The 25864-nt window shown below is 69.0% G+C and carries 38 protein-coding genes; 33 read left to right on the plus strand and 5 right to left on the minus strand.

The features are described 5' to 3' along the window. Positions 1-7 precede the first annotated feature (7 nt). Positions 8-475 carry a GtrA family protein gene (locus tag ABT263_RS01330; RefSeq protein ID WP_329488140.1) on the plus strand — a complete coding sequence of 156 codons (468 nt, stop codon included), beginning with the start codon at positions 8-10 and terminating at the stop codon, positions 473-475. On the opposite strand, the gene ABT263_RS01335 is transcribed toward ABT263_RS01330, so the two are convergent. The 5 genes from ABT263_RS01335 to rfbA all read right to left on the minus strand — a co-directional run bounded on the left by ABT263_RS01335 (position 462) and on the right by rfbA (position 5359). Further along, positions 462-1694 carry an acyltransferase family protein gene (locus tag ABT263_RS01335; RefSeq protein ID WP_352286357.1) on the minus strand — a complete coding sequence of 411 codons (1233 nt, stop codon included), beginning with the start codon at positions 1692-1694 and terminating at the stop codon, positions 462-464. The two genes, ABT263_RS01330 and ABT263_RS01335, sit on opposite strands and share 14 nt — an antisense overlap. Positions 1695-1804: 110 nt before the next feature. After that, a complete protein-coding gene (locus tag ABT263_RS01340; RefSeq protein WP_352286359.1) occupies positions 1805-2761 on the minus strand; it encodes an NAD-dependent epimerase/dehydratase family protein in 957 nt (318 codons plus the stop codon). Positions 2762-2828: 67 nt separating this feature from the next. Then, the gene (locus ABT263_RS01345) at positions 2829-3731 is read right to left on the minus strand and encodes a glycosyltransferase family 2 protein (protein WP_352286361.1); all 903 of its coding nucleotides are present in this window, start codon (positions 3729-3731) and stop codon (positions 2829-2831) included. A gap of 156 nt (positions 3732-3887) precedes the next feature. Beyond that, positions 3888-4487 (minus strand): dTDP-4-dehydrorhamnose 3,5-epimerase, encoded by a 600-nt coding sequence (rfbC, locus tag ABT263_RS01350; RefSeq protein ID WP_352286363.1) that lies wholly within the window; start codon positions 4485-4487, stop codon positions 3888-3890. After that, the gene (gene rfbA, locus ABT263_RS01355; RefSeq protein ID WP_352286365.1) at positions 4484-5359 is read right to left on the minus strand and encodes a glucose-1-phosphate thymidylyltransferase RfbA; all 876 of its coding nucleotides are present in this window, start codon (positions 5357-5359) and stop codon (positions 4484-4486) included. Before rfbA ends, rfbC begins: the two co-directional genes overlap by 4 nt. A gap of 81 nt (positions 5360-5440) precedes the next feature. On the opposite strand from rfbA, the gene rfbB reads away from it, so the two are divergent. The 32 genes from rfbB (at position 5441) to rpmJ (ending at position 25823) form a co-directional block, all read left to right on the plus strand. After that, on the plus strand, positions 5441-6415 hold the full coding sequence (gene rfbB / locus ABT263_RS01360) for a dTDP-glucose 4,6-dehydratase (protein WP_352286367.1): 975 nt from the start codon (positions 5441-5443) through the stop codon (positions 6413-6415). Next, complete coding sequence (locus ABT263_RS01365) at positions 6412-7728, plus strand: lipopolysaccharide biosynthesis protein (protein ID WP_352286368.1); 1317 nt, start codon at positions 6412-6414, stop codon at positions 7726-7728. Before rfbB ends, ABT263_RS01365 begins: the two co-directional genes overlap by 4 nt. A gap of 107 nt (positions 7729-7835) precedes the next feature. Then, positions 7836-8237 (plus strand): DUF2304 domain-containing protein, encoded by a 402-nt coding sequence (locus ABT263_RS01370; RefSeq protein WP_329488130.1) that lies wholly within the window; start codon positions 7836-7838, stop codon positions 8235-8237. Continuing rightward, positions 8234-9013 carry a glycosyltransferase family 2 protein gene (locus ABT263_RS01375; protein ID WP_329488129.1) on the plus strand — a complete coding sequence of 260 codons (780 nt, stop codon included), beginning with the start codon at positions 8234-8236 and terminating at the stop codon, positions 9011-9013. Before ABT263_RS01370 ends, ABT263_RS01375 begins: the two co-directional genes overlap by 4 nt. A 280-nt stretch (positions 9014-9293) precedes the next feature. Next, positions 9294-11108, plus strand: coding sequence for a phospholipid carrier-dependent glycosyltransferase (locus tag ABT263_RS01380; RefSeq protein ID WP_352286370.1), 1815 nt, complete (start codon positions 9294-9296; stop codon positions 11106-11108). 542 nt (positions 11109-11650) lie between these two features. Beyond that, positions 11651-11959 carry a 30S ribosomal protein S10 gene (gene rpsJ, locus ABT263_RS01385; protein WP_012785157.1) on the plus strand — a complete coding sequence of 103 codons (309 nt, stop codon included), beginning with the start codon at positions 11651-11653 and terminating at the stop codon, positions 11957-11959. Positions 11960-11973: 14 nt separating this feature from the next. Then, positions 11974-12621 (plus strand): 50S ribosomal protein L3, encoded by a 648-nt coding sequence (gene rplC / locus ABT263_RS01390; protein ID WP_327677876.1) that lies wholly within the window; start codon positions 11974-11976, stop codon positions 12619-12621. Positions 12622-12625: 4 nt separating this feature from the next. Then, positions 12626-13303, plus strand: a complete 678-nt coding sequence (gene rplD / locus ABT263_RS01395) for a 50S ribosomal protein L4 (RefSeq protein ID WP_329488126.1) — start codon at positions 12626-12628, stop codon at positions 13301-13303. Beyond that, positions 13303-13623 (plus strand): 50S ribosomal protein L23, encoded by a 321-nt coding sequence (gene rplW / locus ABT263_RS01400; RefSeq protein WP_380382396.1) that lies wholly within the window; start codon positions 13303-13305, stop codon positions 13621-13623. Before rplD ends, rplW begins: the two co-directional genes overlap by 1 nt. A 43-nt stretch (positions 13624-13666) precedes the next feature. After that, a complete protein-coding gene (gene rplB, locus ABT263_RS01405) occupies positions 13667-14503 on the plus strand; it encodes a 50S ribosomal protein L2 (protein WP_327677872.1) in 837 nt (278 codons plus the stop codon). Between the two features lie 11 nt (positions 14504-14514). Next, on the plus strand, positions 14515-14796 hold the full coding sequence (rpsS, locus tag ABT263_RS01410; protein WP_030055821.1) for a 30S ribosomal protein S19: 282 nt from the start codon (positions 14515-14517) through the stop codon (positions 14794-14796). 50 nt (positions 14797-14846) lie between these two features. Then, a complete protein-coding gene (rplV, locus tag ABT263_RS01415; protein WP_329488124.1) occupies positions 14847-15194 on the plus strand; it encodes a 50S ribosomal protein L22 in 348 nt (115 codons plus the stop codon). Continuing rightward, positions 15194-16018, plus strand: a complete 825-nt coding sequence (gene rpsC / locus ABT263_RS01420; RefSeq protein WP_327677868.1) for a 30S ribosomal protein S3 — start codon at positions 15194-15196, stop codon at positions 16016-16018. The genes rplV and rpsC overlap by 1 nt, the downstream gene beginning before the upstream one ends. 5 nt (positions 16019-16023) lie before the next feature. Beyond that, entirely contained in the window at positions 16024-16443 is a 420-nt protein-coding gene (rplP, locus tag ABT263_RS01425) for a 50S ribosomal protein L16 (RefSeq protein ID WP_030393299.1), read from the plus strand. After that, a complete protein-coding gene (gene rpmC / locus ABT263_RS01430; RefSeq protein ID WP_063348970.1) occupies positions 16443-16667 on the plus strand; it encodes a 50S ribosomal protein L29 in 225 nt (74 codons plus the stop codon). Before rplP ends, rpmC begins: the two co-directional genes overlap by 1 nt. After that, positions 16667-16939, plus strand: coding sequence for a 30S ribosomal protein S17 (gene rpsQ, locus ABT263_RS01435; RefSeq protein WP_030055826.1), 273 nt, complete (start codon positions 16667-16669; stop codon positions 16937-16939). Before rpmC ends, rpsQ begins: the two co-directional genes overlap by 1 nt. Before the next feature lie 102 nt (positions 16940-17041). Continuing rightward, positions 17042-17413, plus strand: coding sequence for a 50S ribosomal protein L14 (gene rplN / locus ABT263_RS01440; protein WP_030393301.1), 372 nt, complete (start codon positions 17042-17044; stop codon positions 17411-17413). Positions 17414-17428: 15 nt separating this feature from the next. After that, positions 17429-17740: a 50S ribosomal protein L24 gene (gene rplX, locus ABT263_RS01445; protein WP_030055828.1), complete on the plus strand. Its 312-nt coding sequence runs from the start codon at positions 17429-17431 to the stop codon at positions 17738-17740. Next, the gene (gene rplE / locus ABT263_RS01450) at positions 17740-18309 is read left to right on the plus strand and encodes a 50S ribosomal protein L5 (protein WP_030300393.1); all 570 of its coding nucleotides are present in this window, start codon (positions 17740-17742) and stop codon (positions 18307-18309) included. The genes rplX and rplE overlap by 1 nt, the downstream gene beginning before the upstream one ends. Positions 18310-18313: 4 nt before the next feature. Further along, positions 18314-18499: a type Z 30S ribosomal protein S14 gene (locus ABT263_RS01455; RefSeq protein WP_030393303.1), complete on the plus strand. Its 186-nt coding sequence runs from the start codon at positions 18314-18316 to the stop codon at positions 18497-18499. Positions 18500-18773: 274 nt separating this feature from the next. Beyond that, positions 18774-19181 (plus strand): 30S ribosomal protein S8, encoded by a 408-nt coding sequence (rpsH, locus tag ABT263_RS01460; protein ID WP_031063036.1) that lies wholly within the window; start codon positions 18774-18776, stop codon positions 19179-19181. 22 nt (positions 19182-19203) lie between these two features. After that, on the plus strand, positions 19204-19743 hold the full coding sequence (rplF, locus tag ABT263_RS01465) for a 50S ribosomal protein L6 (protein ID WP_329488120.1): 540 nt from the start codon (positions 19204-19206) through the stop codon (positions 19741-19743). 3 nt (positions 19744-19746) lie between these two features. Next, entirely contained in the window at positions 19747-20130 is a 384-nt protein-coding gene (rplR, locus tag ABT263_RS01470; protein WP_209414075.1) for a 50S ribosomal protein L18, read from the plus strand. 48 nt (positions 20131-20178) lie between these two features. Continuing rightward, a complete protein-coding gene (rpsE, locus tag ABT263_RS01475) occupies positions 20179-20802 on the plus strand; it encodes a 30S ribosomal protein S5 (RefSeq protein ID WP_030055834.1) in 624 nt (207 codons plus the stop codon). Continuing rightward, a complete protein-coding gene (gene rpmD / locus ABT263_RS01480) occupies positions 20802-20984 on the plus strand; it encodes a 50S ribosomal protein L30 (protein WP_030300409.1) in 183 nt (60 codons plus the stop codon). The genes rpsE and rpmD overlap by 1 nt, the downstream gene beginning before the upstream one ends. Before the next feature lie 2 nt (positions 20985-20986). Further along, a complete protein-coding gene (gene rplO / locus ABT263_RS01485; protein WP_380382401.1) occupies positions 20987-21439 on the plus strand; it encodes a 50S ribosomal protein L15 in 453 nt (150 codons plus the stop codon). Between the two features lie 320 nt (positions 21440-21759). Next, positions 21760-23070 (plus strand): preprotein translocase subunit SecY, encoded by a 1311-nt coding sequence (gene secY / locus ABT263_RS01490; RefSeq protein ID WP_329488118.1) that lies wholly within the window; start codon positions 21760-21762, stop codon positions 23068-23070. Beyond that, positions 23070-23723, plus strand: a complete 654-nt coding sequence (locus ABT263_RS01495; protein WP_329488117.1) for an adenylate kinase — start codon at positions 23070-23072, stop codon at positions 23721-23723. The genes secY and ABT263_RS01495 overlap by 1 nt, the downstream gene beginning before the upstream one ends. Positions 23724-23854: 131 nt before the next feature. Continuing rightward, positions 23855-24694, plus strand: coding sequence for a type I methionyl aminopeptidase (map, locus tag ABT263_RS01500; protein ID WP_329488116.1), 840 nt, complete (start codon positions 23855-23857; stop codon positions 24692-24694). A 138-nt stretch (positions 24695-24832) separates the two neighbouring features. Next, the gene (gene mscL / locus ABT263_RS01505) at positions 24833-25258 is read left to right on the plus strand and encodes a large conductance mechanosensitive channel protein MscL (protein WP_329488115.1); all 426 of its coding nucleotides are present in this window, start codon (positions 24833-24835) and stop codon (positions 25256-25258) included. Between the two features lie 196 nt (positions 25259-25454). After that, a complete protein-coding gene (gene infA / locus ABT263_RS01510) occupies positions 25455-25676 on the plus strand; it encodes a translation initiation factor IF-1 (RefSeq protein ID WP_003956442.1) in 222 nt (73 codons plus the stop codon). Between the two features lie 33 nt (positions 25677-25709). After that, complete coding sequence (rpmJ, locus tag ABT263_RS01515; RefSeq protein ID WP_003956441.1) at positions 25710-25823, plus strand: 50S ribosomal protein L36; 114 nt, start codon at positions 25710-25712, stop codon at positions 25821-25823. The last annotated feature ends 41 nt before the right edge of the window (positions 25824-25864 follow it).

Consider the following 25864-nt stretch of genomic DNA (forward strand, 5'->3'; position numbering starts at 1 on the left):
TGCTCACATGGTTTCCACCGACCAGCCGACCGAAGCGGCCGAGGTGCCGCCGGCCGGCCAGGGCCCGCGGCCCTCCGACACCGGGACGGCCAAGCGCCAGGTCCCGTCCTTCCTAGTGATCGGGGTCCTGAGCACCCTCTTCTACCTGCTCCTCTACGTGGTGGCCCGGCGCTTCGTCGACCCCCAGGCGGCCAACCTCATCGCGCTCGCGGTCAGCGCGGTCGCCAACACCGCGGCCAACCGCCGGTTCACCTTCGGGATCACCGGCAGTGAGGGCGCGCTGCGTCACCAGCTCCAGGGCGCGGTGGCCTTCCTGATCGGCCTGGGGCTGAGCTCCGGGGCGCTGGCGCTGCTCGACCTGGCCGCGCCGAACGCCTCGAAGGCGGTCGAGGTGGCCGGGCTGATCGCCGCGAACGGTCTGGCGACGGTGGTCCGGTTCCTGCTGATGAAGATCTGGGTCTTCAGGGAGAAGTGACCCCGGGCGGCTTCGGCGGCGGCTGGGACGGCGTCCGGGGCTGCCGCGGCGGTGCCGGGGGCCGGGGCCCGCGCCCGGCGGCCCGCCGCCGCTGCCCCGGGGTCCAGGACCGCAGCCGCAGCGCGGGCGCCTCGACGAGGTGCCACGAGAGCGCCGCCAGCAGACCGGTCACGGCCAGCGCGCCGGCCAGGAAGCCGAGCGGACCGAAGCGGGCCGCGCCGGTCAGTGCCAGCGCCTGCTCGACCGGGAAGCCGAACACGTACACGCCGTACGAGTAGTCGCCGCGCACGCCGATCGCCCGCCAGCGGCGGGGGAGCGCCGACGCGGCCCAGAACAGCAGATAGACCAGCGCGGGGACGCCGAGCACCGCGAAGCCGCCCCAGCGGGCGGAGCCGGTCAGGACGAGCGCGGCGGTCAGCGCCAGGGCGTCGTGGAGCGGGATCCGCTCGGCGTAGAGCCGCAGCACGCCGCCGAGCAGGAAGGCCAGGCCGAGGGTGGCGGCGAGGTGGAAGGTGACCAGTCCCAGCAGCGGGAGCGCCACCCCGGGCCCGCCCGCCGGGGGCACCTCGGCCGGGAGGTCCACCGCACCGCTCGCGACCAGGAGCCAGAGCGCGAGCGCCGCCGAGGCGACGGACGCCCGCCGGCGCAGCAGCCCCAGGGCGGCCAGCAGCCCCGCCGCCAGGTAGCAGAGCAGCTCGTACTTGAGCGACCAGAGGGCGCCGTTGAGGCTCCGGTCGAAGTTGGTCCCGCTGCGGACGCCCTCGGCGATCACGCCCGAGACGTCCCAGCCGGTGGTCGGCGCGGCACTGCCGAGGCTGGTCAGATAGCTCAGCGGACCGTCCGGGCGGGTCCAGAAGCCGCCCAGGGTGCCGTGCTGCCACCAGTACAGGGCGGGCATCAGGACGGCGGCCGAGAACAGCAGCGAGCCGCCGAGGCCGGGCCCGATGCGCAGGGCCCGGTGCCAGAGGTAGCGGCCGGGCGGGAGCCGCCGGGCGCTCTCGGTGATCACGAATCCGGAGAGTGCGAAGAACCCGAGGACGGCGGCCTTGCCGAGGTCGGTCTGCCGGCCGCTCCAGAGCCAGAGCGGATCGGGGTGTCCCCAGCCGAGCGGGAAGACGTGCGAGACGACGACGGTGGCGGCCAGCAGGAGGCGGAGCGCGCCGAGCCCGTTCGCCCGGTCGTCGAGGAGCCGCGCGAGGGTGCCGCGCGGGCGGAGCACTGCTGGTCGGCTGATGGCTCCTCCCGGCGGATCGGCCGGGCGGCGCCCGCGGTCGTCGCGGACGCCGCCCCGTTGTGGCGTGCGGTGCTCGTCGGACGAGGGCCGGGGCCCTACGCCTGCGGAGCGGCGATCTGGGCCTCCCAGAGGTCGCGGACGGCCTCGCGCAGGGTGCGCCGGGGCTCCCAGCCGAGCCGCTCGCGGGCGACGGTGATGTCGAGCTGCTGCCACTCCGTCTCCGGGCCGGTGCCGTCCGGCGCGGGGACCTCGGTGATCTCGGTGGGCACCCCGCTCTCCTCGATCAGCAGCTCGACCAGCAGCCGGGCGGAGGACGCGGTGCCGGTGCCGATGTTGACCACCGGCGGCACGTCCGGGTGGACGGCGGCGAGCAGCACGGCGTCCAGGGTGTCGCTGAGGTCGACGAAGTCGCGCTGGGCGGTGAGCGGCTGCAGCGACAGCCGCGCGGTCTCACCGGCCCGGCGGGCGGCGTCCAGCTTGGCGGCCATCACCCCGAGCAGGCTGTGACCGGGCTGGCCGGCGCCGACCACGTTGCCGAGCCGCAGCGACACCGCGTCCAGCCGGCCGGCCTCGACGGCGCGGACGACGGCCTCGGTGGCGGTGAGCTTGAGCTTGCCGTACTCCATCACCGGCGCGGCGGGGTCGCTCTCGCGCTGGCTGGTGCCGACCGGCGCCATGCCGTACTCGTGCACGGTGCCGAGGTGGACCAGGCGGGCGGGGGAGGCCATCGCGCAGACGGCCTCGATCAGCCGGTCCACCAGGACCACGTTGGCCTGGTACATCTGCTCGTCGTTCAGGCCCCACATGCCGCCGGCCGCGTTGACCACGGTGTCGATCCGCTCGCGGTCGAGCAGCGCGGTGAGGTCGGCGGCGGCGTCGGAGGAGATGTCGAAGGCGACGAACCGGCCGGGCGCCGGCACGGCCGGGGCCTTGCGGGCGAGGCTGACGACCTCGGCGCCCTGCTCCAGCAGGCGGGCGCCGACCACGCGGCCGATGAAGCCGGTGCCGCCGAGGACGGCGACCCGGGAGGGGGCCGGGTGCGGTGCGGTCATGTGCGGTGACTCCCTGGGACGGTGATGGGCCCGGGACGGTGGACGGCCCGGGACGGTGGCGGCTGGGTCAGCGGGGGCGGGCGGCGGTGCTGGTGGCGTTGCGCAGCAGGGCCTTCGCCCCGTCCCACTGGCCGGCGCGCATCGCGCCCGGGACCAGGGTGAGGGCGTGGATCCGGGCCGAGAGGTGCATCCGGGAGGCCTTGGCGGCCCGCGGCCAGCCGTGCGCGTCCAGGCGGTCGGCGGCGTCCAGGAAGTACCGGCGGGCCTCGGTGAACCGGGTGCCGCTGTAGGCGGACTTCGAGGAGATGCTGACGGTGTGCCGGCGGTACTGGAACGCCCGGACGTCGTCGACGACCATGTGCTCGCCGGCCTGGAGCAGGTCGATGACGAGCGCGAGGTCCTGGATGATCTCCAGGTTGTCGCGGAAACCGGTGGTCCGCACGGCCTCGGTGCGCCAGCAGATCGACGGGAAGTACAGCCAGTTGCCCTTGAGCAGGCTGACCGCGAGCTCCTCGCCGCCCCGCAGGGTGCGGCCCTGCTGCTTGGGCGCGTAGATCCGGCGCTTGGCCTCGTCGGCCAGCGAGCTGGTCGGCTTCCCGTCGCCGTCGATCACCTGGACGCCCGGCTGGATCATCGCGACGCCGGGGTACTGGGCCAGGATCGAGCGGATGGTGGCGACGTAGTTGGGCAGCATGATGTCGTCGGTGCCCATGAACATCATGTACTCGTACTCGGCCATGCCCAGGCACTTGCGGTAGTTGCCGGTGACGCCGAGGTTCCGCTCGTTCCGGAAGTACCGCACCCGCGGGTCGCCGAGTTCGGCGAACCACTCCGGGACGCCGGGCTCCTGACCGTCGTCGACGACGGTCAGCCGCCAGTCGGGATCGCTCTGCGCCAGCACGCTGCGGACCGCGGCCTGCATCAGCGCGACGTCGCCGTAGTACGGAAGCAGGATTTCCAGAGTGGTCATGGTGGAGGGCACATCCGCTGGTCTGAGTCGGGGCCGGGTGCGGGGCGAGGACCCCGCGGCGGGCCCATCATACTGAGCCGGTCGGCGGCTCCCGCCGGGGCGGACGACGATGCCCGGGCCCGCGCCGGAGGGCGGCGGGCCCGGGCATCGGGCGGTTCAGCGGGTGCGCAGGCTCTCGGTGAAGGCGAGGCACTTCTCGTAGTCCGGCAGCAGGCCGGTGGCGAGCGCCTCGGCCAGCGAGGGCGCGGCGTCGTCCCGGGCGGACAGCTGCGGGGCGTCGGTGGGCCACTCGATCCCGAGGTCCGGGTCCAGCGGGTGCACCGCGTGCTCACCGGTCGGGTTGTAGGTCTCGGAGCAGACGTAGGACAGCGTGGCGTCGTCGGTCAGCGCGCAGAAACCGTGGCCGAGGCCCTCGGGGATGTAGACCGACTTGCGCTCGGCGTCGTCCAGCCGGACGAACTCCCAGCGGCCGAAGGCGGGGGAGCCCACCCGCAGGTCCACGATCACGTCGAGCACGGCGCCGCGCACGCAGCTGACGTACTTGGCCTGGCCGGGCGGGACGTCGGCGAAGTGGATGCCGCGCACGACGTCCTTGGCGGACACCGACAGGTTGCCCTGGGCGAACTTCAGCGGGTGGCCGACCACCTCTTCGAGCCGGTCGAAGCGGTACCACTCCATGAACAGGCCGCGCGGGTCGCCGTGCTGCTGCGGGGTGACCTCGAAGGCGCCGGGGATCGAGAGCTCACGGAACTTCACCGGGCCGCCTCCTCTTCGAGCAGCGCGATCAGGTAGTCGCCGTAGCCGCTCTTGCACAGCGGCTCGGCCAGCTCGCGCAGCTGCGCGTCGTCGATCAGGCCGGCCCGCCAGGCCGCCTCCTCGATGCAGCCGATCTTGAAGCCCTGGCGCTCCTCGATGACCCGGACGAACTCGGAGGCCTGCACCATCGACACGAACGTGCCGGTGTCGAGCCAGGCGGTACCGCGGTCGAGGATGGTGACGTGCAGCTCACCGGTCTTGAGGTACTCCTCGTTGACCGCGGTGATCTCCAGCTCGCCGCGCGCGCTCGGGCGCAGGCCGGCCGCGATCTTGACCACGCGGTTGTCGTAGAAGTACAGGCCGGGCACCGCGTAGCGGGACTTGGGCTGGGCGGGCTTCTCCTCGATGGAGATGACCTGGCCGTTGTCGTCGAACTCCACCACGCCGTACGCGGTCGGGTCGGCGACCGGGTAGGCGAACACCATGCCGCCCTGGGGCGCGGTGCGCTGCGCGAGCCGGGTGCCGAGGCCGCTGCCGTGGAAGATGTTGTCGCCGAGGATCAGCGCGACCGGCTCGTCACCGATGAAGTCGGCGCCGAGCACGAAGGCCTGGGCGATGCCCTCCGGCTTCTCCTGGACGGCGTACTCCAGCTTGAGGCCGAACTGGGAGCCGTCGCCGAGCAGCCGCTGGAACTGCTCCTGGTCCTGCGGGGTGGTAATGATCAGGATCTCGCTGATGCCCGCCATGACCAGGGTCGACAGCGGGTAGTAGATCATCGGCTTGTCGAAGACGGGGAGGAGCTGCTTCGAGACTGCTCGGGTCAGCGGCCACAGTCGTGACCCGGTGCCGCCCGCCAAGAGGATTCCACGCATGCGCGCAGCTTATGTGAGGTTCGGAGCCCGCCGCTGACCCGGGGCGAGGGCCCCGGGGCACACCGGTAGACTGCCCGCACTATGCGCATCCTCGTCACCGGCGGCGCCGGCTTCATCGGTTCAGAGTTCGTCCGCCAGCTGCTCGGCGCCGACGCAACGGATCAGATCACCGTCTTCGACAAGCTCACCTACTCGGGCGTCGAGGCCAACCTGGCGCCCGTCGCCGGTCACAGCGGCTACTCCTTCGTGCGTGGCGACATCTGTGACGCGGAGGCCGTCGACCAGGTCATGCCCGGCCACGACGTGGTCGTCCACTTCGCGGCCGAGTCGCACGTGGACCGCTCCATCGAGGGCGCCGGCCCGTTCGTGGTCACCAACGTCCTGGGCACCCAGGTGCTGCTGGACTCGGCCAAGAAGCACGGCGTCGGCCGCTTCGTCCACGTCTCCACCGACGAGGTCTACGGCTCCATCTCCGAGGGCTCGTGGACCGAGGAGTGGCCGCTGGCGCCGAACTCCCCGTACTCGGCCTCGAAGGCCGGCTCGGACCTGCTGGCGCTCGCCTACCACCGCACCCACGCCATGGACGTGGTGGTCACCCGCTGCTCCAACAACTACGGGCACTACCAGTTCCCGGAGAAGGTCATCCCGCTGTTCACCACCAACCTGCTGGACGGCAGGAAGGTGCCGCTCTACGGCACCGGCGGCAACATCCGGGACTGGCTGCACGTCTCCGACCACTGCCGCGGCATCGAGCTGGCCATGCGCAAGGGCCGCTCCGGCGAGGTCTACAACATCGGCGGCGGCACCGAGATCACCAACAAGGAGCTCACCGAGCTGCTGCTCCAGGCCGCCGGCGCCGACTGGTCGATGGTCGAGCCGGTCGCCGACCGCAAGGGCCACGACCTGCGCTACTCGCTGGACATCACCAAGATCAGCGAAGAGCTCGGCTACGCCCCGCAGGTCCGCTTCGAGGACGGCCTCGCCGCCACCATCGCCTGGTACCGCGAGAACCGCGCCTGGTGGGAGCCGCTGAAGGCCAAGGCCACCCTGCGATGACGAACCCGGTGGCCAAGCTGCTGGGGGCGCTGCCCCCCGGTGTGCGGCTCGTCGCGGGGGGCACCGTGGTCCTCGGTGTCTCCTCGTACATCTTCCTGGCCCTGGCCGGGCACAGCTTGGACACCACCCAGGTCGCCGGCGTCTCGATGCTCTGGACCGTGGTCATGTCCGTCGGGTACGGGCTGTTCTCGCCGGTCGAGCTGGAGCTGACCCGCCTGGTGGCCGCCCGTGACGTGGCGGGACAGGGCCCCGGACCGGCGATCCGGCGGGTCCTGCTGGTCACCGCCGGGGTCCTGGTGGCGGTGCTGGCCGTGATCGCGGCCGCCGCCCGGCCGATCGCGGACCGCTTCTTCTCCGGCGACCTCGGCCTGGTGGCCGGCCTGGGCGGCGCCCTGGTCGGCCTGGCCGTGAGCTCGGTGGCCCGCGGGGCGCTGGCCGGCCTGGGCAACTTCGGCGCGTACGGCATGCAGCTCGCCGTCGACGGCGGGCTGCGGATCGGGCTCGCCGCGCTGATCCCGGTGTTCGGCGCGCACTCGGCGTTCGCGTTCGCGCTGATCCTGGTCGCCGCACCGCTCGCCGCCTCGGCGATCGGGATGCGTTCGGTCCTGGCGGACCGGCGCGGCGGCCCGGCCCCGGTCTGGCGCGACGTCGTCACCGGGCTCGGCCTGCTGACCGGTTCGACGCTGCTGGCCCAGCTGATGGTCAACGCGGCCGTGGTCAGCGTCGGCGTGCTCTCGCCGTCCTCCAAGGCGCTGATCGCCGCCCTGCTGAACGCCGTGGTGCTGGCCCGGGTGCCGCTCTTCGCCTACGCGGCGATCCAGGCCTCCCTGGTCTCCTCGCTCTCCGGCGCCGCCGCGGCCGGCAACCACGGGGAGTTCCGCAAGGTCCTGCTGCGCACCGGCGGCATCGTGGTGCTGATGAGCGCCGCCGCCGGCCTGCCGACGGTGGTCCTCGGCCCCTGGGCGATCCGGCTCTTCTTCAAGGCACAGGACGTGCTGGGTTCGGTGGACTTCCTCTGGCTGGCCCTCGGCACGCTCTGCTACATGCTGGCGACCGTCTTCGGCCAGGCCCTGCTCGCGCTCGGGCGCCACCAGCGCCAGCTGCTCTCCTGGCTGGCCGGTTCCGTGGTGCTGGTAGCCGTCACCCTGGTGCCCGGCGACATCGCGACGAGGGTCGAACTCGCCTACCTGGCTGGTGCGGCGGTCAGCGCTGCTGCCATGCTGTGGGCGCTGGCCCGCTCGCTGTCCGCCCCGGCCCGGCCCGTGGCGGAACACCGGGCGCCACTGGCGGCACACCAGTCGTCGGAGGTATGACGCCCGTTCGCCGGGCCCACAGCCGGCGGCGGCGGGACGTTCACGCCGCGCCTTTAATATGTGATTACCCTTGGCCACGCCACTGCCGCTGAAAGGCGCCTCCAGTCGTGCATCTCACCGTCATCACTTCGATCACCGGCGTGCTGGTGCTCGTCTACATCCTGGAGTTGCTGCGCCGACAGCAGCTCCGGGAGAAGTACGCGGCTATCTGGCTCGCGATCGGCGTCGTCGTGGCGCCGCTCGGGTTCTTCCCGACGATCCTCGACTCGACCGCCCGCCGGCTCGGCATCGCCTCCGGCGTGAGCCTCGTGCTCTTCGCGGGCTTCGTCCTGGTCCTGATGGTCTCGCTGCACCTGAGCTGGGAGGCCTCCCGGCTGGAGGCGGAGACCCGGACCCTGGCCGAGGACGTCGCCATGATGCGGGCCCACCTGGCCGAGCACCACGGGTACCCGATCGCACGCAGCAGCAACGACGCCGGCAAGGCGACGGACTCCGGGGTGACGGCATGATCGACGGCAAGCGGGTTCTGATCATCCTCCCCGCCTGGAACGAGGCGGAGGGTCTGCCCAAGATCCTCCACGAGATCCAGCAGAAGCTCCCCGGCGTGGACACCCTGGTGGTCGACGACGGCTCCGTGGACAACACCGCCGCCGTGGCCGCCGCGGCCGGCTCCCGGGTCGCGCAGCTGCCGTACAACCTCGGTGTCGGCGGCGCCATGCGGTTCGGCTACCGCTACGCGCACCTGCACGGCTACGACGTCGCCATCCAGTGCGACGCCGACGGCCAGCACGACCCCGCGTACGTGCCGGCGCTGCTGGAGAAGCTCCAGGAGGCCGACCTGGTCATCGGCGCCCGGTTCGCCGGCCAGGGCAGCTACAAGGTGCGCGGCCCGCGCAGCTGGGCGATGAAGCTGCTCTCGGTGGTGCTGTCGAGGGTCACCCGGACCCGCCTCACCGACACCACCTCGGGCTTCAAGGCCTGCAACAAGCCGATGATCGAGTTCTTCTCGCAGTGGTACCCGGTCGAGTACCTGGGCGACACCATCGAGAGCATGGTCGGCGCCGCCCGCTGCGGCTTCGTCATCCGGCAGGTCCCGGTGGCGATGCGCGAGCGGACCACCGGTACGCCCAGCGCCTCCCCGATCAAGGCGACGATCTACCTGGCCCGCGCCGGCCTGGTGCTCCTGCTCGCGATGATCCGCCGGATGCCCAAGCACCTGAAGACCATCGAGCCCGCCACCCGCACGGCGGCGGCGAACCGGCGAGAGCTGGTCGGCAAGGCCTAGCGGTACCGCGATCGACACGACTCCGGCGGTCGGCCCCACGGGCCGGCCGCCGGAGGTCGTCGGGGCACCTCCGCCGCGTGCCGCTAGGCTGAGCGCTGCGCGGAGTGTGCTATGGGTGCCGGGTCCACCGCAGCGGTGAGGTCCCGGCACGTGCCGCGGGCCGGGGCGCCCGGGCACGGGCCCTCCGCGAGTTGTTAGCGTGACCTCCACCATCGAACGGGCCGGGCGGCCTGCCGGATCCACCTCAGAGCCGGGCTACCAGGGGAAGAGTCGGAGTTCAGTGCAGACTTCAGCAGAGACCGTCGACGAGCAGCTGGACGGTGTCCAGGGGACGAGACGGGTCGGCGCCTCGCGGTCGGCGGGTCTGGCGGCCCGGGCGGTGCGGCGGTTCGAGGAGGCCCGCGGGCGGCGGTGGTTCTGGCCGGCCGCGCTGGTGGCCGGGTACGCCGCGGAGGTGCTCTTCCGGCTCGTCCTCGTCCGGCACATGAGCTACCCCTCCGTCCACGCGGACGAGGACGGGTACCTGGTGCTGGCCCGCGTGCTGGCCGGCCGGCCGACCACCGAGATGCCGGTCGGCGTGGTGATCCCGGGCGGCTACCCGCTGCTGATCTCCCCGGCGTTCCGGATCGCCGACGACCCGGTCATGGCCTACCACCTGATCATGGGGATCAACGCGCTGCTGAACGCGCTGGTCTTCCCGCTGGCCTACCTGGCGCTGCGCCGGCTCGGTCTGCGCCGGCTGCTGGCGTACGTCTTCGCCGGGGTCACCGCGCTGCTGCCTCCGGTGATCTTCTACTCCGAGTTCGTCATGTCGGACACCGTGCTGCCGGTGCTGATCCTGGCCTGGCTGCTCTGCATGCACGGCTGGCTGAGCGAGGGCCCGGTCAAGCACCGCTACTGGTACGCGGCCGGCACCGGCGCGGCCGCCGCGTACACGATGGCCACGCACGACCGCGGCGGTGTCGTGGTGGCGCTCACCGGAGTGGTCCTCGTCGGCGTCCTGGTGCTGCGCTGGGCCCCGTGGCGCACCACGCTGGTCGGCCTGGGCGCGCTCGCCGTCGGTTCGGTCGGCGCCAAGGCGCTGTCCTGGTGGCTCGACCGCCAGTTCACCGTCGAGCCGAGCAAGGTCGGCAGCTACCTGATCGACGGCCTGAAGAACCCCGACATCCTGCAGCGCACGCTGACCAGGACCACCGGGCAGATCTGGTACTTCATCGTCTCCACCTGGGGGATCGGCGGCCTGGCGGTCGTGGTCTGCCTGGTCGCGCTGTTCAGCGGCCGCTTCCCGCGCCCGCACCGGATCGTCGGCGGCGTGATGGTGGCCCTGCTGGTCGGCACCGCGCTCGCCTCGGCCGCCGCCCTGCCGGACGACGCCCGCATCGACAACTGGGTCTACGCCCGCTACGTGGCCTACCTCGTGCCGGTGGCCTTCGTGGCCGGGGTCGCGGTGCTCGCCCGGTTCAGCCTGCGCAACGTCGTCCTGACGGTGGCGGGCTCGGTGGTGCTCACCCTCGTCCTCGCCAAGCTGGTGATCTGGTCCGCCGGCAAGCTGCTCCACACCCAGGTCTTCATCGGCTGGGGCATGCCGGACGTGACCTTCCTGGCCGCCGACTGGTCCAGGCTGAACATGATGCGCTCGACCGCCGCGGCGTTCATCATCCTCGGCGCCGTCGCCCTGATGCTGGTGGCCGGCGGGCGCCGGGTGCTCTGGGCGGTCGGCCTCTCGCTCGCGCTGTTCGCCGGGTTCGCCACCGCGACCATCACCGAGCAGGTCGCCTACCCGCACTCGGACTGGCGCAAGCCGCTCGCGACGGGCTTCACCAAGGCCGCCGGGATCAAGCCCAAGGACAACCTGGTGCTCGCCTGGGACCTCGACGGCAGCCTGCGGATGGCCCAGGCCTTCGAGGTCTACGACGGCCGGGTCTGGTACCTGGACCCGCGCTGGCAGCCCGTCCCGGCCGCGGCGACCGCGATCGTCACCCCGCTCGCCGAGGAGGGGAAGGCGCCGGAGTCCTACTGGAAGGAACATCCGGACGAGTGGTACGTGGAGCGGACCAACAAGCAGCAGGGCTGGATGATCTGGCGCAAGCGCTGAGCGACCGGACGCGCAGGTTGACCGGGCGGACCGGGTGACCGGACGCGCCGGTTGACCGGGACGGACCCCATCGGGGCCGGCGGGGGAGATCCCCGCCGGCCCCGATTGGCTTTGTCGCTGCTCCATGTGGCAGTATGTCCAAGTTGCTCGGTTGAGTGCCGATGCTACGCGCCTCCCGCCGGGAGGACTGGAAGCGAGTCCCATGTACTCGTCGTTCCCGTGATGGCCGTTCATGTGTTCACGTGAAGTATGTGGACGCAGTGGTGTGAAGGCGACACCGCGGCAGCTGCGGGGCGGACGTACGGGAATCTTCCGGGAAGCGTGGGCGGGGCCTCGATCCGGCGCCTGGTGGATGCAAGACCTCACCGATCCGTGGGAAATCCGCAGAGGGAAACCTCTTCGCGGACTTTTTGCAAGCGACAGGGCGACACGCCCGACCGCGTGGGTCGGAGGAAACCATCCACAGGCACCACCGGACACAGTCCACCTGGATGAATCCGGCCGTAGAAGCAGCAGACGACACAAAGGACTACTGAGTAGCCATGGCGGGACAGAAGATCCGCATCCGGCTCAAGGCCTACGACCACGAGGTGATTGACTCCTCGGCGAAGAAGATCGTCGAGACCGTCATTCGCACTGGTGCGCAGGTCGCGGGCCCGGTGCCGCTGCCCACTGAGAAGAACGTGTACTGCGTCATCCGCTCGCCGCACAAGTACAAGGACTCGCGCGAGCACTTCGAGATGCGCACTCACAAGCGTCTGATCGACATCCTCGACCCCACGCCGAAGACGGTTGACTCGCTGATGCGTCTCGACCTGCCGGCTGGTGTCGACATCGAGATCAAGCTCTGAGAGGCACACCGAAGATGGCTAAGCAGATTAAGGGCATCCTGGGCGAGAAGCTCGGCATGACCCAGGTCTGGGACGAGAACAACCGGATCGTTCCGGTGACCGTCGTCAAGGCTGGGCCCAATGTCGTGACCCAGGTCCACACCGCCGACAGCCCGGCCGGCTACGACGCCGTCCAGATCGGCTTCGGCGAGATCGACCCCCGCAAGGTGAACAAGCCCCTCGCGGGTCACTTCGCCAAGGCCGGTGTCACCCCGCGCCGGCACCTGGTCGAGCTGCGTACCACGGACGCGTCCGAGTACACGCTGGGCCAGGAGATCACCGCCGAGCTGTTCGAGGCGGGTGTCAAGGTCGACGTGACCGGCACCTCCAAGGGCAAGGGCTTCGCCGGTGTCATGAAGCGCCACAACTTCCGGGGCCTCGGCGCCGGTCACGGTGTGCAGCGCAAGCACCGCTCGCCCGGCTCGATCGGTGGCTGCGCCACCCCGGGTCGTGTGTTCAAGGGCGTACGGATGGCCGGCCGGATGGGCCACGAGCGCGTGACCACCCAGAACCTGACCATCCATGCCGTTGACGCGGAGAAGGGGCTGCTCCTGATCAAGGGCGCAATCCCGGGCCCGAACGGCGGCCTCGTCCTCGTCCGCACCGCGGCGAAGGGGCTGTGAGGATATGAGCACCATTGACATCCTGTCGCCCTCGGGCGACAAGACCGGCAGCCTTGAGCTGCCGGCCGAGATCTTCGACGCGAAGGTCAGCGTTCCGCTGATGCACCAGGTCGTCGTGGCGCAGCTCGCTGCGGCCCGTCAGGGCACCCACAAGACCAAGACGCGTGGCGAGGTCCGCGGTGGCGGCAAGAAGCCGTACCGCCAGAAGGGCACCGGCCGCGCCCGTCAGGGCTCGACCCGCGCGCCGCAGTTCGCCGGCGGTGGCGTCGTGCACGGTCCCGTGCCGCGCGACTACTCGCAGCGGACCCCGAAGAAGATGATCGCCGCCGCCCTGCGCGGTGCGCTCACCGACCGGGCCCGCCACAACCGCATCCACGTCATCACCGACGTGACCGCGACCGAGGCGCCGTCGACCAAGGCCGCCAAGAGCCTGTTCGGCAAGATCACCGAGCGCAAGAACGTCCTTCTGGTCGTCGAGCGCGCGGACGAGCTGGGCCTCAAGTCCGCTCGTAACCTGCCGCACGTGCACATCCTGGACGCCGGCCAGCTGAACACCTACGACGTGCTCGTCTCCGACGATGTGGTCTTCACCCAGGCCGCCTTCGAGCGTTTCGTGGCGGGTCCCGCCGCGTCCGCCAAGGCCGTGGCTGCTGAGGGCGAGCTCGAAGGGAGCGCCGCCTGATGGCTGCAGAGATCACGAGCAAGACGTTCACGGACCCCCGTGACGTCCTGGTGAAGCCGGTCATCTCGGAGAAGAGCTACTCGCTCCTCGACGAGAACAAGTACACGTTCGTCGTGTCGCCCGGTGCCAACAAGACCCAGATCAAGCAGGCCGTCGAGACGGTCTTCTCGGTCAAGGTCGAGTCCGTCAACACGCTCAACCGTCAGGGCAAGCGCAAGCGCTCCAAGACGGGCTTTGGCAAGCGCAAGGACACCAAGCGCGCCATCGTGACGCTGGCTGAGGGCAACCGCATCGACATCTTCGGTGGTCCGGTCTCCTAACGGAGATCGTGATCGTCGATAAGGACGAGGACGAGAGAGCCAAATGGGCATCCGCAAGTACAAGCCGACTACGCCGGGCCGTCGTGGCTCCAGCGTGGCCGACTTCGTAGAGATCACGCGGTCCACGCCGGAGAAGTCGCTGGTTCGCCCCCTGCACAGCAAGGGCGGCCGTAACAACGCCGGTCGGATCACCGTTCGCCACCAGGGTGGCGGTCACAAGCGCGCCTACCGCGTGATCGACTTCCGTCGTCACGACAAGGACGGCGTGCCGGCCAAGGTCGCGCACATCGAGTACGACCCGAACCGCACCGCGCGCATCGCGCTCCTGCACTACGCGGACGGCGAGAAGCGCTACATCATCGCGCCGCGCGGCATCGCGCAGGGCGACCGGGTCGAGAACGGCCCTGGCGCCGACATCAAGCCCGGCAACAACCTGCCGCTTCGCAACATCCCGGTCGGTACCACCATCCACGCGGTGGAGCTGCGTCCCGGCGGCGGTGCCAAGATGGCCCGCTCCGCCGGTGCCGGCATCCAGCTGCTGGCGCGTGAGGGCAAGATGGCGCACCTGCGCATGCCCTCCGGTGAGATCCGCCTGGTCGACGCGCGCTGCCGCGCGACGGTCGGCGAGGTCGGCAACGCCGAGCAGTCGAACATCAACTGGGGCAAGGCCGGCCGTATGCGCTGGAAGGGCGTTCGCCCGACCGTGCGTGGTGTGGCCATGAACCCGATCGACCACCCGCACGGTGGTGGTGAGGGTAAGACCTCCGGTGGTCGCCACCCGGTCTCGCCGTGGGGCCAGAAGGAGGGTCGTACCCGTCGCCCGAAGAAGGCGTCGGACGCTCTCATCGTGCGCCGCCGCAAGACCAACAAGAAGCGCTAGGAGCAGGTCAGATGCCGCGCAGTCTCAAGAAGGGCCCCTTCATTGACGGCCACCTTCTCAAGAAGGTGGACGCTCAGAACGAGGCGGGTACCCAGAACGTCATCAAGACCTGGTCCCGTCGCTCCGTGATCTTCCCGGCCATGCTCGGCCACACGATCGCGGTGCACGATGGCCGCAAGCACGTCCCGGTGTTCGTCACCGAGTCGATGGTCGGCCACAAGCTCGGCGAGTTCGCGCCGACGCGTACCTTCCGCGGTCACGTCAAGGACGACCGCAAGTCGAAGCGTCGCTAGTCGCCAGCGAGATTACCGACTCAATGACTTACACCAGCAAGGGGACAACCATGGAAGCCAGGGCCCAGGCGCGGTACATCCGCGTCACGCCCATGAAGGCCCGCCGCGTGGTGGACCTCATCCGTGGCCTGAACGCCACGGAGGCCCAGGCGGTCCTGCGTTTCGCTCCGCAGGCCGCTACCGTGCCGGTCAGCAAGGTGCTCAACAGCGCCATTGCCAACGCCGCGCACAACTACAACCACTCCAACGTGGACGACCTCGTCATCAGCGAGGCGTACGTTGACGAGGGCCCGACCCTGAAGCGGTTCCGTCCGCGCGCCCAGGGCCGTGCCTACCGGATCCGCAAGCGGACCAGCCACATCACCGTGGTCGTCAGCAGCAAGGAAGGGACCCGGTAATGGGCCAGAAGGTTAACCCGCACGGGTTCCGCCTCGGCATCAGCACGGACTTCAAGTCCCGCTGGTACGCCGACAAGCTGTACAAGGACTACGTCAAGGAAGACGTCGCCATTCGTCGCATGATGACGAAGGGCATGGAGCGCGCCGGCATCTCGAAGGTTGAGATCGAGCGCACCCGCGACCGCGTCCGCGTCGACATCCACACCGCGCGCCCCGGCATCGTCATCGGTCGCCGTGGCACCGAGGCCGACCGCATCCGCGGCGACCTGGAGAAGCTGACCGGCAAGCAGGTCCAGCTGAACATCCTCGAGGTCAAGAACCCCGAGCTGGACGCCCAGCTCGTGGCTCAGGGCGTCGCGGAGCAGCTGTCCTCCCGCGTCTCCTTCCGCCGTGCCATGCGCAAGTCGATGCAGGGCACCATGAAGTCCGGCGCCAAGGGCATCAAGGTCCAGTGCTCCGGTCGTCTCGGCGGCGCCGAGATGAGCCGTTCGGAGTTCTACCGCGAGGGCCGTGTGCCGCTGCACACCCTGCGCGCGAACGTCGACTACGGCTTCTTCGAGGCCAAGACGACCTTCGGCCGTATCGGTGTGAAGGTCTGGATCTACAAGGGCGACGTCAAGAACATCGCCGAGGTCCGCGCTGAGAACGCCGCTGCCCGCTCGGGCAACCGTCCGGCCCGTCCCGAGGGTGGTCGTCCCGCCCGCGGTGGCGAGCGCCGTGGTGGCGAGCGCGGTGGCCGTGGCCGTCGTCCCGCCGGCACCGAGGCTCAGGCCCCGGTCGCCGCCGAGACCCCGGCTGCCGAGAACACCGGAACGGAGGCCTGACCCAAATGCTGATCCCCCGTCGGGTCAAGCACCGCAAGCAGCACCACCCGAAGCGCCGCGGCGCCTCCAAGGGTGGCACCGAGCTCGCCTTCGGCGAGTACGGCATCCAGGCCGTTACCCCGGCCTACGTGACGAACCGGCAGATCGAGTCCGCTCGTATCGCCGTCACCCGTCACATCAAGCGTGGCGGCAAGGTCTGGATCAACATCTACCCGGACCGTCCGCTCACCAAGAAGCCGGCCGAGACCCGCATGGGTTCCGGTAAGGGTTCGCCCGAGTGGTGGATCGCGAACGTGCACCCGGGTCGGGTCATGTTCGAGCTGTCGTACCCCAACGAGAAGGTGGCTCGTGAGGCGCTGACCCGCGCAGCTCACAAGCTCCCGATGAAGTGCCGGATCATCCGGCGCGAGGCAGGTGAGAGCTGATGTCGGCCGGCACCAAGGCTGCTGACCTCCGCGAGCTGGACAACGAGGGTCTCGTTGCCAAGCTCCGTGAGGCCAAGGAGGAGCTGTTCAACCTCCGCTTCCAGGCGGCGACCGGGCAGCTCGACAACCACGGACGGCTCAAGCTCGTCCGTAAGGACATCGCGCGGATCTACACCCTGATGCGCGAGCGCGAGCTGGGCATCGAGACGGTGGAGAACGCCTGATGACTGAGAACACCAACGAGACGCGCGGTTTCCGCAAGACCCGTGAGGGCCTCGTCGTCAGCGACAAGATGGACAAGACCGTCGTCGTCGCCGTCGAGGACCGCGTCAAGCACGCTCTGTACGGCAAGGTCATCCGCCGTACGAACAAGCTGAAGGCGCACGACGAGGCGAACGCCTGCGGCATCGGCGACCGGGTCCTCCTCGCGGAGACCCGCCCGCTGTCCGCGACGAAGCGCTGGCGCGTCGTCGAGATCCTCGAGAAGGCCAAGTAACGAAGTCGATGTGGTACGGCCGTATGTGCAACGGGTCCCTCGCGGGCGCCGGTGTGAGCAGCGGCCGGCCCGTCAGCTCTCGTTGACGATCAGGAGAAAGCTGTGATCCAGCAGGAGTCGCGACTGCGTGTCGCCGACAACACGGGCGCGAAGGAAATCCTTTGCATCCGCGTTCTCGGTGGTTCCGGTCGCCGCTACGCCGGTATCGGGGACGTCATCGTCGCGACCGTCAAGGACGCGATCCCCGGCGGTTCGGTCAAGAAGGGTGACGTCGTCAAGTGCGTCGTCGTCCGCACCGTGAAGTCGCGCCGCCGTCCCGACGGTTCGTACATCCGGTTCGACGAGAACGCCGCCGTGGTTCTCAAGAACACCGATGGTGACCCCCGCGGTACCCGCATCTTCGGCCCGGTGGGCCGCGAGCTGCGCGACAAGAAGTTCATGAAGATCATCTCGCTGGCGCCGGAGGTGCTCTAACCCATGGCGAACAGCATGAAGATCAAGAAGGGTGACCTGGTCCAGGTCATCACCGGCAAGGACCGCGGCAAGCAGGGCAAGGTCATCCAGGCCATGCCCGCCGAGAACAAGGTCCTGGTCGAGGGTGTCAACCGGGTCAAGAAGCACACCAAGCCGGGCCCGGGTACTCAGGGTGGCATTGTCACCGTCGAGGCCCCGGTGCACGTCTCCAACGTCCAGCTGGTCGTGGAGAAGGACGGCAAGAAGGTCGTCACCCGCGTTGGCTACCGCTTCGACGACGAGGGCAACAAGATCCGCGTTGCCAAGCGAACCGGTGAGGACATCTGATGTCTGAGACGTCTGTTGAGAAGGTGACCCCCCGTCTCAAGGAGCGTTACAACTCCGAGATCAAGGGTCAGCTGCAGGAGCAGTTCTCGTACGAGAACGTCATGCTGACGCCCGGCCTGGTCAAGGTCGTCGTCAACATGGGTGTCGGCGAGGCCGCCCGTGACAGCAAGCTGATCGAGGGCGCGATCCGCGACCTGACCGCGATCACCGGTCAGAAGCCGGCCGTGACCAAGGCTCGTAAGTCCATCGCGCAGTTCAAGCTGCGCGAGGGCCAGCCGATCGGCACCCACGTCACCCTCCGTGGTGACCGCATGTGGGAGTTCCTGGACCGTCTGGTGTCGCTGGCTCTGCCGCGTATCCGTGACTTCCGCGGTCTCTCCCCCAAGCAGTTCGACGGCCGTGGCAACTACACCTTCGGTCTGACCGAGCAGGTTATGTTCCACGAGATCGACCAGGACAAGGTCGACCGTCAGCGCGGTATGGACATCACCGTCGTGACCACCGCTCAGACCGACGACGAGGGCCGGGCGCTCCTGCGCGCTCTGGGCTTCCCGTTCAAGGAGGCGTGAGCCAATGGCGAAGAAGTCCCTCATCGCAAAGGCCGAGCGGAAGCCGAAGTTCGGCGTCCGGGCCTACACCCGGTGCCAGCGCTGCGGTCGCCCGCACTCGGTGTACCGCAAGTTCGGCCTCTGCCGTGTGTGCCTCCGTGAGATGGCGCACCGCGGCGAGCTGCCGGGCGTGACCAAGAGCTCCTGGTAGTCCTCTTCCCTTAGAGGGCAACCGCTCTAGTCGCATCACGCGAAGCAGGGTGCCCGATCCCACATCGCCCGTTTTTGGGCTCCCGTACGGAATCCCGTAAGGTAGTGGGGTCGGGCCCCCTGTCACGGTCGCTCCGTAGCGGCCGCTGACCCTCTTCGAGGGCTCGCACCCAGACTTACTACGTCGCAGGTCCCCTGCGCCTGTGCCCCGTGTTCCTCAGGAACACGGGGGACCTGGTGCGGAGAAACCACGGCGAGAGAGGCCTGAGGCCATCATGACCATGACCGACCCCATCGCAGACATGCTCACGCGTCTGCGTAACGCTAACTCGGCGTACCACGACTCCGTGGCGATGCCGGCCAGCAAGATCAAGGCGCACGTCGCCCAGATCCTGCAGCAGGAGGGGTACATCTCCTCCTACAAGGTTGAGGAGCCCGTCGAGGGCGAGGTCGGCAAGAAGCTGACCATCGAGCTCAAGTTCGGTCCCAACCGTGAGCGCTCGATCGCTGGCATCAAGCGGATCAGCAAGCCGGGCCTGCGGGTCTACGCAAAGTCCACCAACCTGCCGAAGGTGCTCGGCGGCCTGGGCGTGGCGATCATCTCCACGTCCTCCGGTCTCCTCACCGACAAGCAGGCAGCCAAGAAGGGCGTAGGCGGAGAAGTTCTCGCCTACGTCTGGTAATTCGGGAAACGGAGGTACAGCAATGTCGCGCATTGGACGGCTGCCCATCCCGGTTCCCGCCGGCGTGGACGTCACCATCGATGGCCAGGCGGTCTCGGTGAAGGGCCCCAAGGGCTCCCTCACCCACCATGTCGCCGCGCCGATCGAGATCGGCAAGGGCGAGGACGGCACGCTGCTCGTCACCCGCCCCAACGACGAGCGTCTGTCGAAGGCCCTGCACGGCCTTTCCCGCACGCTGGTGGCGAACATGATCACCGGCGTGACCGCGGGCTACCGCAAGTCGCTGGAGATCAGCGGTGTTGGCTATCGAGTCCTGGCGAAGGGCTCCAACATGGAGTTCCAGCTCGGCTACAGCCACCCGATCCTGGTCGAGGCCCCGGAGGGCATCACCTTCGTCGTCGAGTCGGCCACCAAGTTCCACGTGGACGGCATCGACAAGCAGAAGGTCGGCGAGGTCGCCGCGAAGATCCGCAAGCTGCGCAAGCCCGACCCGTACAAGGCCAAGGGCGTCAAGTACGCGGGCGAGGTCATCCGCCGCAAGGTCGGAAAGAGTGGTAAGTAAGCGATGAGCGTCTCTGTCAAGATCGGCAAGGGCAACGCCTACAAGAGCGCCGCTCGCAAGCGCCGCGCGATCCGCGTTCGCAAGCGCGTCGTCGGCACCGAGGTGCGTCCGCGCCTCGTTGTGACGCGCTCGAACCGTCACATGGTCGCCCAGGTCATCGACGACGCCAAGGGTCACACCCTGGCGTCGGCGTCCACCCTCGACGTGTCCATCAAGGGCGTCGAGGGCGACAAGACCGAGCTGGCCAAGAAGGTCGGGAGCCTGGTCGCCGAGCGCGCCAAGGCCGCCGGCATCGAGTCGGTCGTCTTCGACCGCGCGGGCAACCGGTACGCAGGCCGCATCGCCGCTCTGGCCGATGCTGCCCGTGAGGCCGGGCTCGACTTCTAAGCCGCTCGTCGGCTCAGTCGACGGACGTAATCGAGAGAGGTAATTCCAATGGCTGGACCCCAGCGCCGCGGTAGCGGCGCCGGCGGCGGCACCGGCGGTGGCGAGCGGCGTGACCGTAAGCGTGACGACCGGGGCAATGCCCCCGCCGTCGAGAAGACCGCTTACGTCGAGCGCGTCGTTGCGATCAACCGTGTCGCCAAGGTTGTCAAGGGTGGTCGTCGTTTCAGCTTCACCGCGCTGGTCGTGGTGGGCGACGGTGACGGCACCGTAGGTGTCGGTTACGGGAAGGCGAAGGAGGTTCCGGCCGCCATCGCCAAGGGTGTTGAGGAGGCCAAGAAGAACTTCTTCAAGGTCCCCCGTATCCAGGGCACCATCCCTCACCCGATCCAGGGCGAGAAGGCTGCCGGCGTCGTGCTCCTGAAGCCGGCTGCCCCCGGTACCGGTGTTATCGCCGGTGGCCCGGTGCGTGCCGTGCTCGAGTGCGCCGGTATCCACGACATCCTGTCGAAGTCGCTCGGCTCCGACAACGCGATCAACATCGTGCACGCCACGGTGGCCGCTCTGAAGGGCCTCGTGCGCCCCGAGGAGATCGCCGCCCGTCGTGGCCTGCCGCTGGAGGACGTGGCTCCCGCCGCTCTGCTGCGGGCTCGTGCTGCAGGGGTGAGTGCCTGATGGCTCGCCTGAAGATCACGCAGACCAAGTCCTACATCGGCAGCAAGCAGAACCACCGCGAGACGCTGCGCTCGCTGGGTCTGAAGCGCATGCACGATGTGGTCGTCAAGGAGGACCGTCCCGAGATCCGCGGGATGGCCCAGACCGTGCGTCACCTCGTCACGGTCGAGGAGGTGGACTGATTATGGGCGACTCGCCGATCAAGGTTCACAACCTGCGTCCCGCCCCGGGTGCCAAGACCGCCAAGACCCGTGTCGGTCGTGGTGAGGGCTCCAAGGGTAAGACCGCCGGTCGTGGTACCAAGGGCACCAAGGCCCGCTACCAGGTTCCGCAGCGCTTCGAGGGTGGCCAGATGCCGCTCCACATGCGCCTGCCGAAGCTGAAGGGCTTCAAGAACCCGTTCAAGATCACGTTCCAGGTTGTCAACCTCGACAAGCTGGCCGAGCTCTACCCGCAGGGTGGCGAGGTCACTGTCGAGGACCTGATCGCCAAGGGCGCGGTTCGCAAGAACTCCCTCGTCAAGGTGCTCGGCACCGGCGAGATCTCGGTCGCGCTGCAGGTGACGGTCGACGCCGTCTCCGGCTCCGCCGCCGAGAAGATCACCGCCGCCGGCGGTACCGTCACCGAGCTCGTCTGAGCCCGCTGACTCCCCACGAGCCCCGCACCTCCTTCACGGAGGTGCGGGGCTCGTGCGTTGTCCCGGTGGTCCGTAGCCGCACTCAAGCGGGTACGGGCCTCGTTCTTTTGTGTGGCAAACCCGGGCATCCCGTACCCCGTGAGTGGGGGAGGGGCCGTACGCGCTTCTTTCGAGCGGCCGCGCACTGTTAGAGTCCGTGGAGTTCCCTTGTAGGCTGCGCGTAGGCTCGCCTGTGCCGTCTGTACGGGGGCCCGAACCGCAAACTCCCCATTCAGGACCGACCCTCCCGCCGACGACGCGCGGGAGGCGCAGGAGGCACCGTGCTCAGTGCGTTCGCGCGGGCGTTCCAGACGCCCGACCTGCGCAAGAAGCTGCTGTTCACGCTGGGCATCATGGTGCTGTTCCGGCTGGGCTCCCACGTCCCGGTACCCGGGGTCAGCTTCCAAGCTGTCAACGAATGTGTGAAGGACACCAAGAGCAGCGGATTGTTCGGGCTCGTCAACCTGTTCAGTGGTGGCGCGCTCCTCCAGCTCACGATCTTCGCGCTCGGCATCATGCCGTACATCACGGCCAGCATCATCCTCCAGCTCCTCACCGTCGTGATCCCGCGGCTCGAGGCGCTGAAGAAGGAGGGGCAGGCCGGTACCGCGAAGATCACCCAGTACACGCGCTACCTGACCATCGCGCTCGCCGTGCTCCAGGGCACCGGCATCGTGGCGACGGCCTCCAGCGGCGCGCTGTTCTCGGGCTGCGTCTACGCCAACCAGATCGTGCCGGACCAGTCGGTGTTCCGGATCGCCGTCATGGTGATCACGATGACCGCCGGCACCACGTTCATCATGTGGCTGGGTGAGCTGATCACCGACCGCGGCATCGGCAACGGCATGTCGATCCTCATCTTCACCTCGATCGCCTCGGGCTTCCCGGGCTCGATGTGGGCGATCAAGACCTCCGGCACCATCGGCGGCGGCTGGGTCGAGTTCCTCTCCGTGGTCGCGGTCGGCGTCATCGTTGTGATGCTGGTCATCTTCGTGGAGCAGGCGCAGCGCCGGATCCCGGTGCAGTACGCGAAGCGGATGATCGGGCGCCGCGCCTTCGGCGGCACCTCGACCTACATCCCCCTCAAGGTGAACCAGGCCGGTGTCATCCCGGTCATCTTCGCCTCGTCGCTGCTGTACATCCCCGCCCTGGTGGTCCAGCTGACCAGCAGCCAGGCCGGCTGGGCGACGTGGATCAGGACCAACTTCGTCAAGGGTGACCACCCGGTCTACATGGCCACCTACTTCCTGCTGATCGTCTTCTTCGCCTTCTTCTACGTCGCCATCTCCTTCAACCCCGAAGAAGTTGCCGACAATATGAAGAAGTATGGTGGGTTCATCCCGGGCATCCGGGCCGGCCGGCCGACGGCCGAGTACCTGAACTACGTGCTCACCCGCATCACGTGGCCGGGTTCGCTCTACCTGGGCCTGATCGCGTTGATCCCGATGATCGCCCTGGTGGCCTTCGGGCAGCAGACCAACTTCCCGTTCGGCGGCACCAGCGTTCTCATCGTCGTCGGCGTCGGACTCGAAACTGTGAAGCAGATCGAGAGCCAGCTCCAGCAGCGCAATTACGAAGGGTTCCTCCGCTGATGCGTATCGTCCTCGTCGGACCTCCCGGGGCCGGGAAGGGTACTCAGGCGCACCTGCTCGCCAAGACCCTGTCCATTCCCCACATCTCCACCGGCGACCTGTTCCGCGCCAACATCGGTCAGGGCACCCCGCTGGGGCTCGAGGCCAAGAGCTTCATGGACGCGGGTCGCCTGGTACCGGATGAGGTCACCATCGGGATGGCCAAGGACCGCATGCTCCAGCCCGACGCCGGCAACGGCTTCCTGCTCGACGGCTTCCCGCGCAACCTTGGCCAGGCCAAGGCGCTGGACGAGTTCCTGGCCGAGCAGGGCATCGCGCTGGACGGCGTGCTGGACCTGGAGGTTCCCGAGGACGAGGTCGTCCGCCGGATCGCCGGCCGTCGCCTGTGCCGCAACGACGGGGGCCACGTGTTCCACGTGGACTACAACCCGCCGAAGGCCGAGGGCGTCTGCGACGAGTGCGGCGGCGAGCTGTACCAGCGCTCGGACGACACCGAGGAGAAGGTGCGGACGCGGCTGGAGGTCTACCACACCGAGACCGAGCCGATCATCGACTACTACGCCCAGCAGGGCCTGGTGGCGACGATCCCCGCGCTCGGCAAGGTGGACGAGGTGACCCAGCGCGCGATCGAGGCGCTGAAGCAGGACAACTGACATTACCGAGCGACGCCGTACGGCCGCGCCGCCCCTCGCCGGGGCAGCGCGGCCGTACGGCGTCGTACGGTGGAACGAGTGCACGGCCGTCCGGCAAGGACCGGGCGGGAACCCTAGGAAGGCGTGACCAGATGGTGGAGATCAAGACCCCCGAGCAGATCGCGAAGATGCGAGTGGCCGGGCTGGTCGTCGCCGAGGCGCTCAAGGCCTGCCGGGAGGCGGTCGCTCCGGGGGTGACCACCCAGGAGCTCAACGACATCGCGGACAAGGTCATCACCGACCACGGCGCCACCTCGAACTTCCGCGCCGACCACGGCGGGCTCTGGTTCCCCGGGGTGATCTGCGCCTCGGTGAACAACGAGGTCGTGCACGGCATCCCCGGCGACCGGGTGCTCCAGGAGGGCGACGTCATCTCGATCGACTGCGGCGCCATCGTGGACGGCTGGCACGGCGACGCGGCGATCACCGTGGCGGTCGGCGAGGTGCGCCCCGAGGTGGAGATGCTCAGCCGGGTCACCGAGGGCTCGATGTGGGCCGGCATCGCCCAGATGAAGAAGGGCAACCGCCTGGCGGACGTCTCCAAGGCGATCGAGGGCTTCATCCGGCGCCAGCCGCTCCCGCCGAAGGGCAAGTGGGGCATCACCGAGGGCTACGGCGGCCACGGCATCGGCACCGCGATGCACATGGAGCCGCACGTGCTGAACTACGTCGAGCGGGGGCGCGGCAAGGGCCCCAAGCTGATCCCCGGCACCGTGCTGGCGATCGAGCCGATGGTCTCGCTGGGCACCCCGCACACCACCGTGCTGGAGGACGACTGGACCGTCGTGACCACCGACGGCACCTGGGCCTCGCACTGGGAGCACTCGGTTGCCGTCACCGAGCAGGGCCCGCTGGTCCTGACGGCCTTCGACGGCGGCCGCGCCGAACTCGCGAAGCTGGGCATCACCGCAGCTCCGGACCCCCTCGGGTAGTCGCGGAGGCGGTCAACTACCGCGTCCGACAACGGATCAGAGCCCTGGGGGTTTGGACCTCCAGGGCTTTTGTCCTATTTTTATCGGCTGGCAGTGGCTTCACTGGCTTCAGCGGCTTCGATCAAGCAGGAGAGTGCAGTGCTCAAGGGATTCCGCGACTTCATGATGCGCGGCAACGTGGTCGACATGGCCGTCGGTGTCGTCATCGGTGCGGCCTTCACCGGCGTGGTGACCGGCTTCGTGTCGGCCTTCCTCACCCCGCTGGTCGGCGTGGTGGTCGGTGCCGCGGGCGACTTCAGCTCCTACAAGGCCAACCTGGGCGGGGTCATCTTCCCGTGGGGGCAGTTCCTCAACGTGCTGATCGCGTTCCTCATGACCGCCGCGGTGCTGTACTTCTGCGTCGTGCTGCCGGTGACCAAGGCCACCGCCCGCTACCTGCCGAAGAAGCCGAAGTCCCCGAAGCGCCCCTGCCCCGAGTGCCTGACCGAGATACCGCAGGCCGCGCGCCGCTGCAGCGCCTGCACCGCCCACGTCGAGCCGCTGGTGGTCAGCCCCGGCCTGTGACGGCCGGACGGGCGGCGCCGGCCGCGCCCGGCGGCCTCGTTTTGGCCCATCGGGCGCACTGGCGTAGGATGGACCGTCGGCTCACTCGTAGCGTGCTCCAGCACGCCCTCTTCCCTCTCGGGGGACGGGGTGGACCCAGGTTCGCACGAGCGTGCCGCATACGGTAGCCGGTCCCGGAAGGTGGATCTCGCAGTTCATGGCTAAGAAGCAAGGCGCCATTGAGATCGAGGGCACCGTGATCGAGTCTCTTCCGAACGCGATGTTCAAGGTCGAGCTGCAGAACGGTCACAAGGTCCTCGCGCACATCAGCGGCAAGATGCGCATGCACTACATCCGCATCCTGCCGGACGACCGGGTCGTGGTGGAGCTCAGCCCCTACGACCTCACGCGCGGCCGGATCGTCTACCGCTACAAGTAAGAACGTCAGATCTAGACCCGGAGAACCTGAAGCATGAAGGTCAAGCCGAGCGTCAAGAAGATCTGCGACAAGTGCAAGGTGATCCGCCGTCACGGCCGGGTCATGGTGATCTGCGACAACCTGCGCCACAAGCAGCGCCAGGGCTGATCAGTTCTCCCCAGCATTTCTCGTAGTACTTCGCGCGACGC

Origin of the sequence: Kitasatospora sp. NPDC001603, from assembly GCF_040298365.1 — a bacterium.
Classification (GTDB): domain Bacteria; phylum Actinomycetota; class Actinomycetes; order Streptomycetales; family Streptomycetaceae; genus Kitasatospora.

Coding starts and splice junctions, on each gene's coding strand:
- ABT263_RS01330 (WP_329488140.1), top strand. CDS start 8: ATGGTTTCCACCGACCAGCCGACCGAAGCGGCCGAGGTGCCGCCGGCC.
- ABT263_RS01340 (WP_352286359.1), bottom strand. CDS start 2,761: ATGACCGCACCGCACCCGGCCCCCTCCCGGGTCGCCGTCCTCGGCGGC.
- ABT263_RS01345 (WP_352286361.1), bottom strand. CDS start 3,731: ATGACCACTCTGGAAATCCTGCTTCCGTACTACGGCGACGTCGCGCTG.
- rfbA (WP_352286365.1), bottom strand. CDS start 5,359: ATGCGTGGAATCCTCTTGGCGGGCGGCACCGGGTCACGACTGTGGCCG.
- rfbB (WP_352286367.1), top strand. CDS start 5,441: ATGCGCATCCTCGTCACCGGCGGCGCCGGCTTCATCGGTTCAGAGTTC.
- ABT263_RS01365 (WP_352286368.1), top strand. CDS start 6,412: ATGACGAACCCGGTGGCCAAGCTGCTGGGGGCGCTGCCCCCCGGTGTG.
- ABT263_RS01375 (WP_329488129.1), top strand. CDS start 8,234: ATGATCGACGGCAAGCGGGTTCTGATCATCCTCCCCGCCTGGAACGAG.
- rpsJ (WP_012785157.1), top strand. CDS start 11,651: ATGGCGGGACAGAAGATCCGCATCCGGCTCAAGGCCTACGACCACGAG.
- rplC (WP_327677876.1), top strand. CDS start 11,974: ATGGCTAAGCAGATTAAGGGCATCCTGGGCGAGAAGCTCGGCATGACC.
- rplD (WP_329488126.1), top strand. CDS start 12,626: ATGAGCACCATTGACATCCTGTCGCCCTCGGGCGACAAGACCGGCAGC.
- rplW (WP_380382396.1), top strand. CDS start 13,303: ATGGCTGCAGAGATCACGAGCAAGACGTTCACGGACCCCCGTGACGTC.
- rplB (WP_327677872.1), top strand. CDS start 13,667: ATGGGCATCCGCAAGTACAAGCCGACTACGCCGGGCCGTCGTGGCTCC.
- rpsS (WP_030055821.1), top strand. CDS start 14,515: ATGCCGCGCAGTCTCAAGAAGGGCCCCTTCATTGACGGCCACCTTCTC.
- rplV (WP_329488124.1), top strand. CDS start 14,847: ATGGAAGCCAGGGCCCAGGCGCGGTACATCCGCGTCACGCCCATGAAG.
- rpsC (WP_327677868.1), top strand. CDS start 15,194: ATGGGCCAGAAGGTTAACCCGCACGGGTTCCGCCTCGGCATCAGCACG.
- rplP (WP_030393299.1), top strand. CDS start 16,024: ATGCTGATCCCCCGTCGGGTCAAGCACCGCAAGCAGCACCACCCGAAG.
- rpmC (WP_063348970.1), top strand. CDS start 16,443: ATGTCGGCCGGCACCAAGGCTGCTGACCTCCGCGAGCTGGACAACGAG.
- rpsQ (WP_030055826.1), top strand. CDS start 16,667: ATGACTGAGAACACCAACGAGACGCGCGGTTTCCGCAAGACCCGTGAG.
- rplX (WP_030055828.1), top strand. CDS start 17,429: ATGAAGATCAAGAAGGGTGACCTGGTCCAGGTCATCACCGGCAAGGAC.
- rplE (WP_030300393.1), top strand. CDS start 17,740: ATGTCTGAGACGTCTGTTGAGAAGGTGACCCCCCGTCTCAAGGAGCGT.
- ABT263_RS01455 (WP_030393303.1), top strand. CDS start 18,314: ATGGCGAAGAAGTCCCTCATCGCAAAGGCCGAGCGGAAGCCGAAGTTC.
- rpsH (WP_031063036.1), top strand. CDS start 18,774: ATGACCATGACCGACCCCATCGCAGACATGCTCACGCGTCTGCGTAAC.
- rplF (WP_329488120.1), top strand. CDS start 19,204: ATGTCGCGCATTGGACGGCTGCCCATCCCGGTTCCCGCCGGCGTGGAC.
- rplR (WP_209414075.1), top strand. CDS start 19,747: ATGAGCGTCTCTGTCAAGATCGGCAAGGGCAACGCCTACAAGAGCGCC.
- rpsE (WP_030055834.1), top strand. CDS start 20,179: ATGGCTGGACCCCAGCGCCGCGGTAGCGGCGCCGGCGGCGGCACCGGC.
- rpmD (WP_030300409.1), top strand. CDS start 20,802: ATGGCTCGCCTGAAGATCACGCAGACCAAGTCCTACATCGGCAGCAAG.
- rplO (WP_380382401.1), top strand. CDS start 20,987: ATGGGCGACTCGCCGATCAAGGTTCACAACCTGCGTCCCGCCCCGGGT.
- ABT263_RS01495 (WP_329488117.1), top strand. CDS start 23,070: ATGCGTATCGTCCTCGTCGGACCTCCCGGGGCCGGGAAGGGTACTCAG.
- map (WP_329488116.1), top strand. CDS start 23,855: ATGGTGGAGATCAAGACCCCCGAGCAGATCGCGAAGATGCGAGTGGCC.
- infA (WP_003956442.1), top strand. CDS start 25,455: ATGGCTAAGAAGCAAGGCGCCATTGAGATCGAGGGCACCGTGATCGAG.
- rpmJ (WP_003956441.1), top strand. CDS start 25,710: ATGAAGGTCAAGCCGAGCGTCAAGAAGATCTGCGACAAGTGCAAGGTG.